Below are 15,776 nucleotides of genomic sequence, written 5' to 3' on the forward strand. Positions count from 1 at the left end.
GGTAGGCCCGTGACGGCACTGGCTTATATAGCGATGCTCCTTGTGGCGCTTGTCGCAACTCGCGCATACGCCGCTGACATAGGTCATCTGGCCCCCCCTGGCGTCGCTGCAAACGAGTTTCCCTCGCCACAGCGTCCTGTTGCAAGAATCGTCAGCCCCCGCCGCTCCGCCGAAGAGCACCGCGATGCCCTCGATGAGGCCGGTCAAATCGCACGTCTGCTTGAACTGAAACCAGGCATGACAGTCGGCGACATTGGAGCAGGCGGTGGCTACCACACGGTCAGGCTCTCGCACCTCGTCGGACCCGCCGGCTCTGTCGTTGCCCAGGACGTCACGCTGGATTACCTCGTCGAACTCGCCAGGCGAACAAAACTTCTGAAGTTGACAAACGTGCAATTCGCGCTCGGCGAACCACACGACCCGCGTCTGCCCGCTTCCTCGCTGGATGCCGCTATCCTTGTGCATATGTATCACGAGATAGCGCAACCCTATGCCTTCCTCTACAATCTCGCGCCCTCCTTGAAGCAGGGTGCGCGGGTCGGAATTGTCGATCTTGAGCTTCCGACGCCGAAGCATGGCACGCCAATTGCGCTGTTGCGCTGCGAATTGACTGCCGTCGGCTATCGCGAGGTCGCCACATATAGGCTCGCAGGGGACAGAGGATACCTGGCGGTATTCTCTCCGCCGGAGCTAGCGGCTCGAAAATCTCCTCGCGATATCGTTGCTTGTGGCGATCCTGCCGGCACTCGTTGACACCATATCTGCCGCCCGTCTCGGAGACCGCACGCGTCCGAAGAAAAGGTCAGCTCACAGGATGGGTAGATCGTCAGCGAAACCCATCAATCCCTCCGCCTGTGGCGAGGCATGATGGGTTTGGCCAAGACTCGGAGTTGCCAGCTCGCGCGGCGACTCCTCCCTGGGGGTATGGGTCCCGGATCGGCGCGCGCTTGATGCGCGCTTGTCCGGGACGACAGCGGAGTATGAGACGACGGCCAAAACCTCAATCGTCGTCCCGGACAAGCAGAGCTCTAGACAACGCAAAGCGTTGTCTAGAGCGAAGCGCAGATCCGGGACCCATAGCCACAGGGAGATGTTTGGCGAAGACTCGGAGTTGCCAGCTCGCGCGACGACTCCTCCCTGGGGGTTATGGGTCCCGGATCTACGCGCGCTTTGGGCGCGCTTGTCCGGGACGACGAGCATGGGGCAGGCCTCAGCGGCTATCTCGCAAACGATCGCGTCGGCGGCATATGCAGCGCCCAGGCGTCGACCTTCTCGCTGGCACGCGGATAGATCTCCGTCACGATCGGATCATGACCGGGAATGTATCTATCGGGGTGACCGGCGAGGCGCTCGATCGTCTCCCACCCCTGCGCCATGTCGCCGACATTGTAGACGATCGGGAACGGGCTCCTGCGCTGCAGATTGGCGTAGTAATGCGCGGCATCGGATGCCAGCACCACCGGGCCGCGCGCGGTTTCGACTCTGACCACCTGCAAGCCGTCGGAATGGCCGCCGACACGATGCACGGTGACGCCCGGAGCGACCTCGCCGTCACCCGAATAGAAGCTGACGCGCTCGCGATAGACATGGCGCACCATCTGCGTGACGTGTTCGACCGAGAACGGATGTCGCAACAGTCCGTTGCACATGCAGCGTCCCGTCGCGTAAGCCATCTCGCGCTCCTGGAGATGGAAGCGCGCATTCGGGAAGCGGTCGAGATTGCCGGCATGGTCGTAATGCAGATGCGTCACGATGACGTCGCGAATCGCAGATGCGGCAACCCCGAAGCGCTCCAGCGCATCGACCGGGTTGAGCGTCAGCTTGCGCGCCCGCGCGCTCGCCTCCTCGGCATTGAAACCGGTGTCGACCAGAATGTCGCGGCCACCGCCACGGATCAGCCAGACGAAATAGTCGAGGTCCTGCGCCGCACTGTCATGTGGATCGGGTGCCAGGAAGTTCATGCTGGGGGTGCGCGGCGACATCGTCGCGTAGCGCAGGGCGTAGATTTCGTAGACGTTTCCCATGGCCTTGCTTTTCTGAGTTGGATCTTCTGGGACGATCGAGCACACCAAGCCATCGTCGGCAGGAAAGGTCAAACGGGGCATTGCGTCGGGGGCCGGCCCCGCAATGTGAGACCAATCACATTTTCATCGCCATGGTTGCCCTTACATGCTGCCGATAGGATCGAACCAGGCCGCGCCGAGTACCGTCATGACAGCCCGTCTAATCCCCCTCGCGGCACGCCCATACGTTGCGGTCAATCGCTACGATAATGCCGAATCTCCAAGCGGTTGACGCCCCCCGTCCCCGGTTTGATAATGCAGGAAGCGTAAGTTAAGGTCGCCGCGGCGCAAGCTGGAACGGCGCCTTTTTGGCTGGACCGCGCTGATTATGAAAATTCGCTTCGTTTTTCTTCTGCTCTTGCTCGTCTCGCTTGTCCCGACTGCCCCATCGCTTGCGGCCGGCGACCGCTTTGCGCTGGTCATCGGCAACGCCAAATATCCGGACGCGGATGCTCCGCTGAAGGAACCGATCAACGATGCGCGCGACGTCGCCGATGAGCTCAAGCGGGACGGCTTCTCGGTCGAGGTCGGCGAGAACCTGACCGGCGACGCGATGCGCCGCGCCTTCGACAAGCTCTACGGCAAGATCAAGCCGGGATCGGTGGCGCTGGTGTTCTTCAGCGGTTTCGGCATCCAGTCGGCGCGCCAGAGCTACTTGCTTCCGGTCGATGCGCAGATCTGGACGGAGTCCGACGTACGCCGAGATGGTTTCAGCCTCGAGACCGTGCTCGGCGAGCTCAACAGCCGCGGCGCCGGCGTCAAGATCGCGCTGATCGATGCGTCCAGGCGCAATCCGTTCGAGCGCCGGTTCCGCAGCTTCTCGGCCGGCCTGACCCCGGTCATCGCGCCCAACGGCACTCTGGTGATGTATTCGGCGGCGCTGGCCTCGGTGGTCTCGGACGCCGGTGGCGACCACAGCCTGTTCGTCCAGGAGTTGTTGAAGGAGATCCGCGTTCCCGACCTGATGGCCGAAGAGACGCTGAACCGCACCAAGATGGGCGTCACCCGTGCCTCGCGCGGCGAGCAGGTGCCGTGGATTTCCTCGTCATTGGCCGAAGATTTCTCGTTCATTCCGGGCGCCGGCGGATCGCGTCCCGCAACGACGCCGCCGCCCGCGCCTCCCGCTGCGCCGGCCGTCGTCGCCAACAACCCGCCGCCGGCACCACCTGCCCCGCCGGCACCGGCGCCGAAGCCGGCCGACACTGCTGCGGCACCGGCTCCTGCCGCTCCAGCTGCCTCCGCACCCGCGCCGCCCCCCGCGCCGAAGCCGCAGATCGAGGCCGCCCTGCCGCCGCCGCCACCGCCGGTGAAACCGATCGATCCCGGCCTCGCGCCGAGCGCCGACAGCGGACCCAGCGCCGCCGCGCTGGCTGACGATCCCACGATCAAGGGCCTGACCGCCAAGATCGCCACCAATCCGGACGACGTGAACGCGCTGTACCGGCGCGGCCAGGTCTATGCCAGCAAGGGTGCCTACAACCTTGCGATCAAGGATTTCGACGACACGCTCCGGATCAATTCGAAGGACGTCGAGGCGCTGAACAACCGCTGCTGGACTCGCACCGTGGTCGGTGACCTCCAGGGCGCGCTGAAGGATTGCAACGAGGCATTGCGGCTTCGGCCGAACTTCGTCGATGCACTGGACAGCCGGGGACTCGTCAACCTCAAGTCGGGCGCGGTGAAGAACGCCATCGCCGATTTCGATGCGGCCCTGAAGATCAACCCGCGCCTGACCTCTTCGCTCTACGGACGGGGCCTTGCCAAGCAACGCAACGGCTCGGCCCAGGAAGGGGCGCTGGACATCGCCAATGCCAAGGCGATGGATCCGAACATCGTTCAGGAATTCGCAAGCTACGGAGTGCGTTGATATTTTTTCGAGTTGAGGCCGTTGAAGCCTCGAACCTTGGATGGGCCAAGAAAGACTAATGGGCGGATGCCGCAAGAGGCCTTTTCCGAGGCTTGTTGCCGGAATTTGGAAGCACGCAAGCTGGCTGAGCAGGAGGGACTGGCTATGAGATCGGCTGCAAAAGGACTTACCGCGATCCTGTCCATCATCATCGTCGGCGCTGCTCTGTCATTGCCGCGCGCGTACGCAGGCGATGACGGCAACAGCAAGAATGTCACCGAGGACGAGATCGTCCGCGCGCTCGCGCCGCCAGCCAAGAAGCCCTTGACCCGCGGGCTCTCGATCGGCCCGCAGACCGAATCCGCGCCGAACGCGGCGGAGACCAAGCTGATTCAGTCCGTGCGCGGCCGCTCGACACGCTCGCTGTCGTCGACCGAGCGCGAGGAAATCGCTTCAGTCGTCAAGGACAAGCCGAACATCGATCTCGAAATCACGTTCGACTACAACTCCGCCAATATCAGCGCCAAGTCGATGCCGTCGGTGCAAGCGCTCGGCCGGGCGCTGACCAGTCCCGACCTGAAGGGCTCGACCTTCGTGGTCGCCGGCCACACCGATGCCGCCGGCGGCGAAGCCTACAACCAGGACCTGTCGGAGCGTCGCGCCGATTCGATCAAGCGCTACCTCGTCGAGAAATACAGCATCTCCGCGACCGATCTCGTCACCGTCGGCTATGGCAAGAGCAAGCTCAAGAATCCAAGCCAGCCGCTGGCAGAGGTCAACCGCCGCGTGCAGGTCGTCAACATGGAAAACAAGACTACCGCGTCGAAGTGAGCTCATCGACGAAGTGAGCTCGACGTAATCCTTTACAGTGAACAGTCGTGATGTGGTGTAAGGTCTCGCTTCCAAAGCGCGTCCCGCAACCTTGCGGGACGCTTTATTTCAGGGAAACGCTCTGTCTGGGCCTCGCACGGACGGCCGTGAGCCAGGCCAGGATGATCCGGCGATGAATCTGACTCAATATCTCAAGCCGGCCGGAACTGTGCTGTTCGTCGCCGTGCTCGGCGTCGGCTATTATCTGTTCGAGCATCGGCATCGCCCCGAAGCGAAGGAGACGCCGGGCGAGGCGCTCGTCATTGTGACGAAGTCGACCAACGCCTGCTTCTCCGACCTGGTCCGGGTGACCGGCTTCTTCGTGCCGCGCCGCGAGGCGGTGGTCGTTGCCGACCAGGAAGGCTCAAGAGTCACCGACCTCCTGGTCACCGAAGGCGCCATTGTCGCCGACAACCAGGAGCTGGCGCGCCTGACTGCGCCGCCGCAGATTCCGGGGCAGGCGCAGCGACCCGGCCCACAAGGCCCGATCTCGTTGAGAGCACCTGCGCCGGGGCTCATCACCGAGGTCCGCACCATCGTCGGCGCGCCGGCCTCGCCGCAGGCCGGTCCGATGTTCCGCATCGCCGTCAACAACGAGATCGAACTCGACGCCCAGGTGCCGGCGGTGCACATGTCCAAGCTCAGTTCCGGCGCGACCGTGCGCATCAGCCGCGACGACGCGCCCGATCTGATCGGACGCGTCCGGCTGGTCGCGCCCGAAATCGACCGCACGACCCAGCTCGGGCGCGTCCGCATCAGCGTCACCAACAATCCATCCCTCAAGGTCGGCGTTTTCGCCCGCGCCTCGATCGACGCCAAGCGCAGCTGCGGCGTCTCGATCCCCAAGACCGCGATCGACCATCTGATGGTGCAGGTCGTCAAAGGCAATGTCGTCGAGACGCGCAAGGTGCGGGTCGGACTGTCGTCCGACACCTCGACGGAAATCCTGGAAGGGCTCGAGGTCGGCGAAATCGTCGTGGCCGACGCCGGCTCTTCGCTCCATGATGGCGACCAGATCAAGACCATGTTCGCCGATGAACTCGATCGCACGCGGGTACGCTGATGGCTCTCAATATCTCGGCATGGTCTATTCGTCATCCGCTGCCGTCTGTCGTCTTTTCGATCATCCTCCTGGTTCTCGGCTGGACCTCCTTCACCAGGCTTGCGGTGACGCGGCTGCCCTCGGCCGACATCCCCGTGATCTCGGTTGCGGTCTCGCAGTTCGGCGCGGCGCCCGCCGAGCTCGAATCCCAGGTCACCAAGACGGTTGAAGACGCGGTCTCCGGCGTCGAGGGCGTCAGGCACATCACCTCCTCGATCACCGACGGCCTGTCGGTCACCACGATCCAGTTCGCGCTCGAGACCAACACCGACCGCGCGCTCAACGACGTCAAGGACGCGGTGACGCGCGTGCGCTCCAACCTGCCGCAGAACGTCACCGAGCCGCTGATCCAGCGCGTCGACGTCATCGGCCTTCCGATCGTCACCTATGCCGCGATCTCGCCCGGCAAGACGCCGGAGCAGCTCTCCTATTTCGTCGACGACGTGGTCAAGCGAGCGCTTCAGGGCGTACGCGGGGTCGCGCAGGTGGAGCGCATCGGCGGTGTCGAACGCGAGATCCTGGTCTCGCTCGATCCCGATCGCTTGCAGGCCATGGGCCTGACTGCCGTCAATGTCAGCCAGAGCCTGCGCGGCACCAATGTCGACGTCGCCGGCGGGCGCGCCGAGATCGGCAAGAACGACCAGGCGATCCGCACGCTTGCAGGCGCCAAGACGCTGGGCGATCTCGCCGGCACCATGATCCCGCTGTTCGGCGGCGGCGAGGTCCGGCTCGACGATCTCGGCACCGTCACCGACACCATCGCCGACCGCCGCACCTTCGCCCGCTTCAATGGCGAGCCGGTGGTCGCGCTCGGCATCAAGCGTTCCAAGGGCGCCAGCGACGTGAAGGTGGCCGAAGCCGTGCAGAAGCGCATCGACGCGCTGAAAGCCGCCTATCCCGACGTCGATCTGAAGGTGATCGACACCTCGGTCGAATACACCAACGGCAACTACCACGCGGCGATCTCGACCCTGTTCGAAGGCGCCATCCTCGCCGTCGTCATCGTGCTGCTGTTCCTGCGCGACCTGCGCGCGACCATCATCGCCGCGATCTCGCTGCCGCTATCGATCTTCCCGGCGTTCTGGGCGATGGACCTGCTCGGCTTCTCGCTGAACCTCGTCAGCTTTCTCGCCATCACGCTGTCGACCGGCATTCTCGTCGACGATGCCATCGTCGAAATCGAGAACATCGTCCGGCACATGAACATGGGCAAGTCGCCCTACCGCGCCGCGCTGGAGGCCGCCGACGAGATCGGCCTCGCGGTCATCGCGATCTCGCTGACCATCATCGCGATCTTCGCACCGGCGAGCTTCATGTCGGGCATTGCCGGACAGTTCTTCAAGCAGTTCGGCATCACCGTCTCGGTGCAGGTGTTCTTCTCGCTGCTCGCGGCCCGCTTCGTCACCCCGGTTCTGGCAGCCTACTTCCTCAAGCACCATACGCATGTGGAACCGCCGCCCGGCCGCATCTTGCGGTCCTATCACCGGATCGTGGCCTGGTCGGTGAAGCACTATTTCATCACGGTGCTGATCGGCCTCGGCGTCTTTGCCGCCTCGATCTGGAGCATCACGCTGCTGCCGCAGGGCTTCCTGCCGGCGCAGGACAGCGCCCGCTCGCTGCTTGCCCTCGAGCTGCCGCCGGGCACCCAGCTCGCCTACACCGAAAAGGTCACCGAGGACATCGTCGCGCGCCTGCGCAAGCGGCCCGAGGTCAAGAGCATCTTCGTCGACGGCGGACGCGTGCCGCCGGGGACCCAGGAAGTCCGGCGCGCCGCCCTGATCATCAACTACACGCCCAAGAACAGCCGCGACATCACCCAGCGCGAGCTTGAATTCTCGATCAGCCAGGAGCTGGAGAACGTTCCCGATATTCGCTTCTGGTTCCTGGACGAGAACGGCCTGCGCGCGATCTCGCTGGTGGTGACCGGTGTCGATCCCAACATCGTCAACAACGTCGCGAGCGAGCTTGCGACGCAGATGAAACGCATTCCCACCATCGCCAACGTCATCTCGGAGACCTCGCTGGAGCGTCCCGAACTGCGTATCGAACCGCGCGCCGATCTCGCCGCACGGCTCGGGGTGTCCACCGAAAGCCTGTCGCAGACCATCCGTGTCGCCACCATCGGCGACGTCGGCCCTGCGCTCGCCAAATTCGACGTCGGCGATCGCCTGGTACCGATCCGGGTGCAGCTCGAGGATGCCGCGCGCGGCAATCTGAAGACGCTCGAGCAGCTCCGCGTGCCGCTCGGCGAGCGCGGCGAGAAGGGCGGCGTGCCGCTCTCGGTCATCGCCGATGTCAAGCTCGACCAGGGTCCGACCAGCATCAACCGCTACGACCGCGAGCGGCAGGCAACCGTGGCGGCCGACCTCGTCGGCTCCGCCGCGCTCGGCGACGCCACCAAGAAGATCTACGACCTGCCGGTCATGAAGACCCTGCCGAAGGGCGTGAAGGTCTCGCCCTCCGGCGACGCGGAAAGCCTGAACGAACTGTCCGACGGCTTCGCGACCGCGATCACGGCGGGACTGATGATGGTCTACGCCGTGCTGGTGCTGCTGTTCGGCACCTTCCTGCAGCCGATCACCATCCTGTTCTCGCTGCCGCTCTCGATCGGCGGCGCCATCGCCGCGCTGCTCGTCACCGGCAAGCAGCTCACCACGCCGGTGTGGATCGGCATCCTGATGCTGATGGGTATCGTCACCAAGAACGCGATCATGCTGGTGGAATTCGCGATCGAAGCCATTCGCGCCGGCAAGCGGCGCGAGGAAGCCATGATCGACGCCGGCATGAAGCGGGCCCGCCCGATCGTGATGACCACGATCGCGATGGCCGCGGGCATGATGCCGAGCGCGCTCGCGGTCGGCGCCGGCGGCGAGTTCCGCTCGCCGATGGCGCTCGCGGTGATCGGCGGCCTGATCTTCTCGACCATCCTGTCGCTGGTGTTCGTGCCCGCGATGTTCATGGTGATGGACGATTTCGGCGCCCTGATCTGGCGCTTCGCCAAGCGGCTGATCGTGCACAGCGAGGACGCCGAGACGGATGATCACCACGGAACGACTCCAGCGGAGGCGCCCCGCGTGCCAAAGAACTTCGTGCACCCGGCGGCGGAGTAGGACCGCGCGTCTCAAACGGAGGACGACGCTGGTTGGGTGCGATGATGAGTGCGCGGCGAGCAGGAAGATCGGACGCCGCGAGCCGCCACATCCCCTACTCGTTCCGCGCGATCGCGGTCAGCTTGGTCATGTTCCGCAGCAATATCCGGCCGCGCTGGAGATCGAGAATCGCCTCCTTGCGCCAAGCCTGAAGCTGGCGGTTGACGCTCTCGCGGGCGGCACCGACGAAGACGCCGAGCTGCTCCTGCGAGATGTGGACCTCGGAGCCGAAATCGGCGGCGAGCGCGCAGAGCCGCCGGGCCAGGCGCACCGGCAGCGGCTGCAGCATGGATTCCTCCATGCGCTCGCTCTGCCAGCGGATGCGCTGGCACAGCAGAGCGATGATCTTGATCGCGACCTTTGGCTCGCGCTCGAGGAAGCCGAGGAAATCTTCGCGCCGCAGCACGAACAATTCGCTGGTCTCGCCCGCAGTGGCGTCCGCCGTGCGGCTCTGGCCGTCCAGCACCGCGACCTCGCCGAACAGGTCGCCCGGGCCCATGAAATTCAGCGTCAGCCGGCTGCCATCGGAGGCGCCGGTCTCGATGCGGACCTGGCCGCGGCGCACGCCGAACAGCGCGTCCCCGGGATCGCCCTTCTGGAACAGCACCTCGCCATTCCCCAAATGCTGGGTGTGACAGAGATTGGACAGTCGCTGGAGCTCGTCTGCGCCGAGATCGGCGAACATCGGGTTCATCTTCAGGATGACCGCAAATTCGGCCTGCTTGCTCATTTCAATGTCCTTGTGAACGTCACTGTTCCTGTCAAATCGCTTGAAACCATCAACTTCAGGATCGCGTAAAACCGCGCCGGAGAAGTGTGTCATAAGTCACATAACTTTGCAGCACCCCCGGACTATTTTTACGCGCTTGGAGCCGCTTCCCGTCCGGGGATAAACTAAGGGCGCAAAGGACGGGTCATCTGCCGGATTCGACGCCGATCATCCGTCGTTGGAAAGTCGACATGAGAGCATTGAAATTCGCCGGCGGAGCTTTCGCCGCCGTCATCATCGTGATCGCACTCCTGCTGATGGTGGGAATCCCCTCGGGCTTCCTGACCTCCACGATCGCCTCGCGCGTCGAGAGCGCGACCGGCTATCGCCTGTCGATCGACGGCACCACGAAGATCAGCCTGTGGCCGACGTTGAACCTCACCCTGAACGACCTCACCCTTGCCGATCCCAGGGATCGCAGCGGCATCACGCGCCTGACGATCGGCAGCGTGCAGGCCGACATGTCACTCGCAAGCATATGGTCCGGCCGCCCTGAGATCGGCGAGCTCGTCGTCACCCATCCCGTGCTCTACCAGCCGCTGCTGCGTGAGCGCCTGCCGAGTGCCGGCGCCCCGTCGAAGCCGCTCGCGCTCGATACCAATGGCGCCACCATCGACCGCATCAAGGTGATCGACGGCGAAGTTGCATTCTCGCGCCTGCGCGATCGCGTCGAGGGCCGCATCAGCGCCATCAACGCCGACACGACCGTCGACCGCGACCGCAAGGTCAATATCACCGGCACCGCGCGCGTCGGTGATCATCCGACCAAGTTCGACATCAAGGCAACGGCGCCGGCATCGCCGGCCGAACGGCCGACGGTGCCGGTAGATTTCGCCATCGACATGCCTGACGTGCTGAAGTCCCAGCTCACCGGCCACGCCGAGATGCGGCTCAACCGCGATGTGGTGATGATCAACGGCGTGAATGGCAGGCTCGGCGACGGCGCATTCAACGGCTGGGCTTCGGTCGACATCGCGAGCAAGCCTCTGGTCAAGGTCGACCTCGATTTCCAGCGGCTCGCGATGCCGCTGGCGAAATCGCCGCAGGGCACGGCCGGGCAGCCCTGGAGCGATGCGCCGATCAACGTGTCCGGGCTCAACTATGTCGACGCGCAGTTGCGGATCTCCGCGAACGAAGCCTTGATCGGCGATGCGCGCATCGCGCCGCTGGCGCTCGACGCCAAGCTCGCCGGCGGCGTGCTGAAGGCCGGCACCTCCAATCTCGGCGCCTATGGCGGCCAGGTCTCGGGCGAGGTGATCCTGGATGCGACCAGCGGCGCGCCGAGCTTTGCCATGCATGCCGATCTGGTCGGCGTGCGCGCGCTGCCGCTGCTGCAGGGCCTTGCCGAATTCGACCGCATCGACGGCAAGCTGCAGGCCAAGCTCGCCCTGCGCAGCGCCGGCAACAGTCAGCGCGCGCTGATGGCGAACATGCAGGGCACGGCCTTCGTCAATTTCCAGGACGGCGCCATCCGCGGCATCAACGTCGCGCAGATGATCCGCTCGCTGACGACGGGCACGCTGTCCGGCTGGCAAGGAAACCAGGACCCCGGCCAGGAACAGAGCACGGACCTATCGCAGCTCTTGGCCTCCTTCCGCATCGACAAGGGCCAGGCGGTGACGACCGATCTCAATCTGATCGGGCCGCTGGTGCGCGTCACCGGCGCCGGCACCATCGCGCTCGACACCAAGATGATGGGCTTTCGCGTCGAGCCGAAGCTCGTGATGACGACCGAAGGCCAGGGCCGCACCTCCGAGCCGGTCGGCTTCGGTATCCCCGTGATGATCCAGGGCAGCTGGTCGCAGCCGCGGATCTATCCTGATATGGCCGGCATGCTGGACAATCCGGACGCCGCCTATGCCAAGCTGCGCGAGATGGGCAAGGGCCTGTTCGGCCCCGACGGAGCCGGGCTTGGCAACATTCTGGGCAGCCTCGGCAGCAACCTTGGCCTTGGTGGCGCCACCGCGCCAAGCGGCGGCAATGCGCCCGGCAATGCCAATCCGCAAGCCCAGCAGCCGGGGCAGAACAATCCGCTTGGCGGCCCGCTGGGGGAGGCGATCGGCAATCTGATCCAGCAGGGGCTTTCCAGTGGCGCAGCAACCGGCACCGGCTCCGGCCGCAGCCGCAGCGTGCCGGCAACGCCCTCCACGCCAGCGCCGCAGGCCTCGCCTGCGGCGCCCGCGCTGGAGGACCCGCCGCTGGCGCAGCAGGACAGTCAGCCAATGAACGACGTGCTGCGGCAGCTCTTCAATCGCTGACCTAAGGACTGGCGTGCTGGACATCACGGGCAGATCCTTGCATCGGCTTCAACCCCTGCGGCTTCCTCCGAGCGGGATGAGGCTGCGGCAATTTCCCCTTCCACCGGCCCGGAAACCCGCAGCGGGTAACCACGCCGGCCGGTCCGCCGGCCGCGCCACGGCCCCATGGCCCAAATTGTGGTAGAACGGCCCGTAGCGCGCAGCGTCGATGGCGGCGCGAGAGGATCGGGATGGCAGGAGCGAACGACAAGACACGATCTCTGCGCGGGGGGCTGTTCGCCAAATACGTCGTCTCCCTCGTCGGCCTCGTCGTGTTCGTCCTCGCCGTCAACGGGGCGATGGAGACCTGGATCTCCTACCGCGCCACAAGGACGTCGCTGACCGACGGGCTGGAGGACAAGGCGCAAGGAGCCGCCCGGCGGATCGAGCAGTCGATCTCCGAGCTCGACCGCCAGATCAGCTGGGTGACGCGGGCGAGCCAGGACACGCTGGAGAAGCGCCGCGCCGACTATGCGTCGCTGCTGCACCAGGTCTCCGACGTCAACCAGCTGTTCCAGCTCAATGGCGACGGCCGCGAGGTGTTGCGCGTCTCCAGGCAATCGACCACGACCGGCGGCAATGCCGACCTCTCCCGCGACATGCGCTTCACCGACGCCGTCGCCCGCGGCGTCAGCTATGCACCGGCCTGGTTCGCCGACCGGACGCCGATGATGTCGATCTCGGTGGCGCATTCCGGCTTCAACGCCGGCGTCACCGTGGCCGAGATCGATCTCAGCTTCCTCTCCGACTTCCTGTCGGACGCGCAGGTCGGCAAGGCGGCCTTTGCCTATGTCGTCGATCCGCGCGGCCGCGTGCTGGCGACGTCCTCGAAAGGACCCGAGATTGGCAAGGACCTCTCCAGGCTGCCGCAGGTCGCAGCCGCGATCGCGCCCGGCCACGAGCCGGACACGTCAGGCACCGACTTCAACGGCCATGCGGTGATGAGCGCCGCGAGCATCGTGCCGAAGCTCGGCTGGAGCGTGCTGTTCGAGCAGCCGAGCACGCAGGCCCTGATGCCGATCCGCGACCAGCTGGTGCGAATCGCGCTGCTGATCGGCATGGGCCTGATGGTCGCGATCCTCGCCGGCACGCTGCTGGCGCGCCGCATGATCATCCCGATCACGGCGCTGCGCGACGGCGCCTACAGGCTCGGCGAAGGCGATTTCAGCCACCGCATCGACGTGCACACCTCCGACGAGCTGGAGGACCTCGCCGGGCAGTTCAACCGCATGGCCGACCAGATCCAGGAGACCTATTCGAACCTGGAGACCAAGGTCGAGGAGCGCACCCGCGACCTCGCGCAGTCGATCCACGAGCTCAAGGTGCTGGAGGAGGTCGGCCGCGCGGTCGCCTCCTCGCTCGATCTCAACGCCGTGCTTGCGACGATCGCGGCCCGCGCGATCGAGATCACCCGTGCCGACGCGGTGCTGATCTACGGCTTCGACGCCGAGGCTGGCCGCTTCAACCTGGCCGAGGCCAACGGCATCGACAAATCTGCCGACGGCGCGCACGTCACCATCGCGCAGGGCGAGGACATCCTGAGCGATGCCGCCGCCAGCGGCGAGCCGATCGCGCTGGCCGAGCTCGGCGAGGCCGCCGAGCAGCCGCTGCGCGAGGTCGCGCTCGCGGCCGGCTTCAATTCGGTGCTGGTGGTGCCGCTGATCGACCAGCAGGGCACGCTGGGCGCGCTGGTGGTGCTGCGCCGCGCCGGCGGCGAGTTCGCCGGCAGCGTCATCGGATTGATGCGCACCTTTGCCAACCAGGCCGTGCTGGCGATGCGCAATGCGCGGCTGTTCAGCGAGGTCGACCACAAGAGCCACGCGCTGGAGGCGGCGAACACGACCGTGCGCGCCCAGGCGGACAAGCTCAAGCAGCAGACCGAGCAGCTCAAGGACTGGAACAAGTCGCTGGAGGCGCGCGTCAGGACCCAGCTCGGCGAGATCGAGCGCATCCGCAAGCTCGAGCGCTTCCTGGCGCCGCAGGTGGCGCAGCTGATCGCCTCCTCCGACAGCCCGGAAGGGTTGCTCACCAGCCAGCGCCGCGAGGTCACGGTCGTGTTCTGCGACCTGCGCGGCTTCACCGCGTTCACGGAAGCGACCGAGCCGGAAGAGGCGATGAACGTGCTGCGCGAATATCACGCCGCGCTCGGCAAGCTGATCTTCAAATACGAGGGCACGCTCGACAAATATGCTGGCGACGGCGTGATGATCCTGTTCAACGCGCCGATCCAGTTCGAGGACCACACCAGGCGCGCGGTGAAGATGGCGGTGGAGATGCGCGACACCATCGGCCCGCTGACCGAGCGCTGGCGCAACCGCGGGCACAGCCTCGGCTTCGGCATCGGCATCGCGCTCGGCTATGCAACGCTCGGCCAGGTCGGCTTCGAGCAGCGGCTGGAATATGCCGCGATCGGCAGCGTCACCAACCTCGCCTCCCGCCTCTGCGGCGAAGCCAAGCCCAACCAGATCGTGGTGAGCCGCCGCGTCTACGGCATGGTCGAGCCGTGGGTCGAGGCCCGCGCGCTGGACGATCTCCAGCTCAAGGGCTTCAATCACCCCGTGCTGGCGATGGAGATTTTGAGCTGGCGCGAGGAGGTGGAGAACGTGGTGGATGCGACGGTCGCGCGGATGCGGGGGTAGCCCCAAACGAAACTGCGAAAACAACCCCATGCACAGTAGACGGGGGGTGGAAAATCAATGGGTTACCGGAGCGTCAGACGTAGGCGGTGACGAGAGTGTGAGCTGGACGGAAATTTTGACACGTCGGGCAAAACACTCGCATGATGGCATCATTGGGTTTTAGGCCAAGGCTCATCCTGTCCCAGAGGTGTCTCTGGCATTCGCGTCACTGGTGTCAATCAGCCGACCAGCCCCTTGAGCTTGGCAGGGTCCCGAATATCGCTCTGCGCCTTCAGGAGGATCGCGCCGATGATGCCACCCTGCTTTACGAGCTTCTCTAGCGACTTGGCGTAGGTCTCACTCAGCGCCTCACCAGAGAGGTCCTTGATGTCCTCCCAGCGCGCACCTTTGGGCAGCCTTGAGGCTTCCCAAATTTGCGTGACGCGCTCCTCGTCCATCTTGAGGAAGAGGAGATATAGGCCTGATAGGAGACGCCCTGGTCACGCAGCACGTGCGCGAAATTCCAAACTTTTGCGACGAGGGTTTGGGCGTTCACGGCGTGCTCCCGGGAAACGGATTGACGATGGTGAGCCCACTGAAGCTGCGGCCATGCTGGAGATCTTCGCTGTAGAGCGTGTCACAGCCAGCCTCGATCGCCGCGGCGACGATCAAGGCGTCATAGAAGGCGAGGTTGTGATCGCGCGCCAGTGCGAGCGCTGCCGTGTGCGTGTCCGACGTCAGCGGCGCGATATCGGGAAATCGAAAGTCGTCCGTTAAGAAGCCGAATTGAGCGGGGCCGGACAGGCGCGCGTGCGCCAGAGCTGGATCAGGAACAGGCACAAGAGTTCTCTGATCCAGGCGAGGATGCGGCGGAAGTTGTGGCCGACGGCTGAGAGGATGACGTTGGCCGCATCGCCGGCGCGGCCTTTGAGGTAGCAGCGGCCGAGGTGGCCATCGGTCTTCAGGTGTCCGATGATGGGTTCGATGGCGGAACGGCGGCGCAGCTCGCGCTTGATGACACCGAAGACGCCGCGCTTCTGGCCAGAGATGAAGATTCGGCGG

Annotated in this window: 12 protein-coding genes; 8 read left to right on the forward strand and 4 right to left on the reverse strand. The window is 65.1% G+C overall.

The features are described from left to right. Window positions 1-33: 33 nt before the first annotated feature. The gene (locus H1B27_RS35555; RefSeq protein WP_197969257.1) at window positions 34-753 is read left to right on the forward strand and encodes a class I SAM-dependent methyltransferase; all 720 of its coding nucleotides are present in this window, start codon (window positions 34-36) and stop codon (window positions 751-753) included. A 464-nt stretch (window positions 754-1,217) separates the two neighbouring features. Here H1B27_RS35555 and H1B27_RS35560 read toward each other — a convergent pair whose 3' ends face one another. Then, window positions 1,218-2,024: an N-acyl homoserine lactonase family protein gene (locus tag H1B27_RS35560; protein ID WP_197969247.1), complete on the reverse strand. Its 807-nt coding sequence runs from the start codon at window positions 2,022-2,024 to the stop codon at window positions 1,218-1,220. 367 nt (window positions 2,025-2,391) lie between these two features. Between H1B27_RS35560 and H1B27_RS35565 the strand changes: the two genes are divergently transcribed. From H1B27_RS35565 to H1B27_RS35580, 4 genes are all read left to right on the forward strand, one after another. Next, the gene (locus tag H1B27_RS35565; RefSeq protein WP_197969248.1) at window positions 2,392-3,930 is read left to right on the forward strand and encodes a caspase family protein; all 1,539 of its coding nucleotides are present in this window, start codon (window positions 2,392-2,394) and stop codon (window positions 3,928-3,930) included. Window positions 3,931-4,074: 144 nt separating this feature from the next. Next, complete coding sequence (locus H1B27_RS35570; RefSeq protein ID WP_197969249.1) at window positions 4,075-4,740, forward strand: OmpA family protein; 666 nt, start codon at window positions 4,075-4,077, stop codon at window positions 4,738-4,740. A 172-nt stretch (window positions 4,741-4,912) separates the two neighbouring features. Then, a complete protein-coding gene (locus H1B27_RS35575) occupies window positions 4,913-5,842 on the forward strand; it encodes an RND family efflux transporter (RefSeq protein WP_197969250.1) in 930 nt (309 codons plus the stop codon). Next, entirely contained in the window at window positions 5,842-8,991 is a 3,150-nt protein-coding gene (locus H1B27_RS35580; RefSeq protein WP_197969251.1) for an efflux RND transporter permease subunit, read from the forward strand. The genes H1B27_RS35575 and H1B27_RS35580 overlap by 1 nt, the downstream gene beginning before the upstream one ends. A 94-nt stretch (window positions 8,992-9,085) precedes the next feature. On the opposite strand, the gene H1B27_RS35585 is transcribed toward H1B27_RS35580, so the two are convergent. After that, window positions 9,086-9,760, reverse strand: coding sequence for a Crp/Fnr family transcriptional regulator (locus H1B27_RS35585; protein WP_197969252.1), 675 nt, complete (start codon window positions 9,758-9,760; stop codon window positions 9,086-9,088). A gap of 230 nt (window positions 9,761-9,990) precedes the next feature. On the opposite strand from H1B27_RS35585, the gene H1B27_RS35590 reads away from it, so the two are divergent. Then, window positions 9,991-12,057 (forward strand): AsmA family protein, encoded by a 2,067-nt coding sequence (locus tag H1B27_RS35590; RefSeq protein ID WP_197969253.1) that lies wholly within the window; start codon window positions 9,991-9,993, stop codon window positions 12,055-12,057. A gap of 230 nt (window positions 12,058-12,287) precedes the next feature. Next, on the forward strand, window positions 12,288-14,735 hold the full coding sequence (locus H1B27_RS35595; protein WP_197969254.1) for an adenylate/guanylate cyclase domain-containing protein: 2,448 nt from the start codon (window positions 12,288-12,290) through the stop codon (window positions 14,733-14,735). A 218-nt stretch (window positions 14,736-14,953) separates the two neighbouring features. Here the strand turns inward: H1B27_RS35595 and H1B27_RS35600 are convergent, their stop codons facing one another. Beyond that, window positions 14,954-15,172: a hypothetical protein gene (locus tag H1B27_RS35600; RefSeq protein ID WP_061880319.1), complete on the reverse strand. Its 219-nt coding sequence runs from the start codon at window positions 15,170-15,172 to the stop codon at window positions 14,954-14,956. 151 nt (window positions 15,173-15,323) lie between these two features. On the opposite strand from H1B27_RS35600, the gene H1B27_RS35605 reads away from it, so the two are divergent. Continuing rightward, the gene (locus tag H1B27_RS35605) at window positions 15,324-15,491 is read left to right on the forward strand and encodes a hypothetical protein (protein ID WP_197969255.1); all 168 of its coding nucleotides are present in this window, start codon (window positions 15,324-15,326) and stop codon (window positions 15,489-15,491) included. On the opposite strand, the gene H1B27_RS35610 is transcribed toward H1B27_RS35605, so the two are convergent. Further along, window positions 15,488-15,776 (reverse strand): transposase (locus tag H1B27_RS35610; RefSeq protein WP_197967352.1); only part of this gene is annotated, 289 nt, incomplete at its 5' end. The genes H1B27_RS35605 and H1B27_RS35610 overlap by 4 nt on opposite strands.

Source organism: Bradyrhizobium diversitatis (assembly GCF_016031635.1).
Taxonomy (GTDB): domain Bacteria; phylum Pseudomonadota; class Alphaproteobacteria; order Rhizobiales; family Xanthobacteraceae; genus Bradyrhizobium; species Bradyrhizobium diversitatis.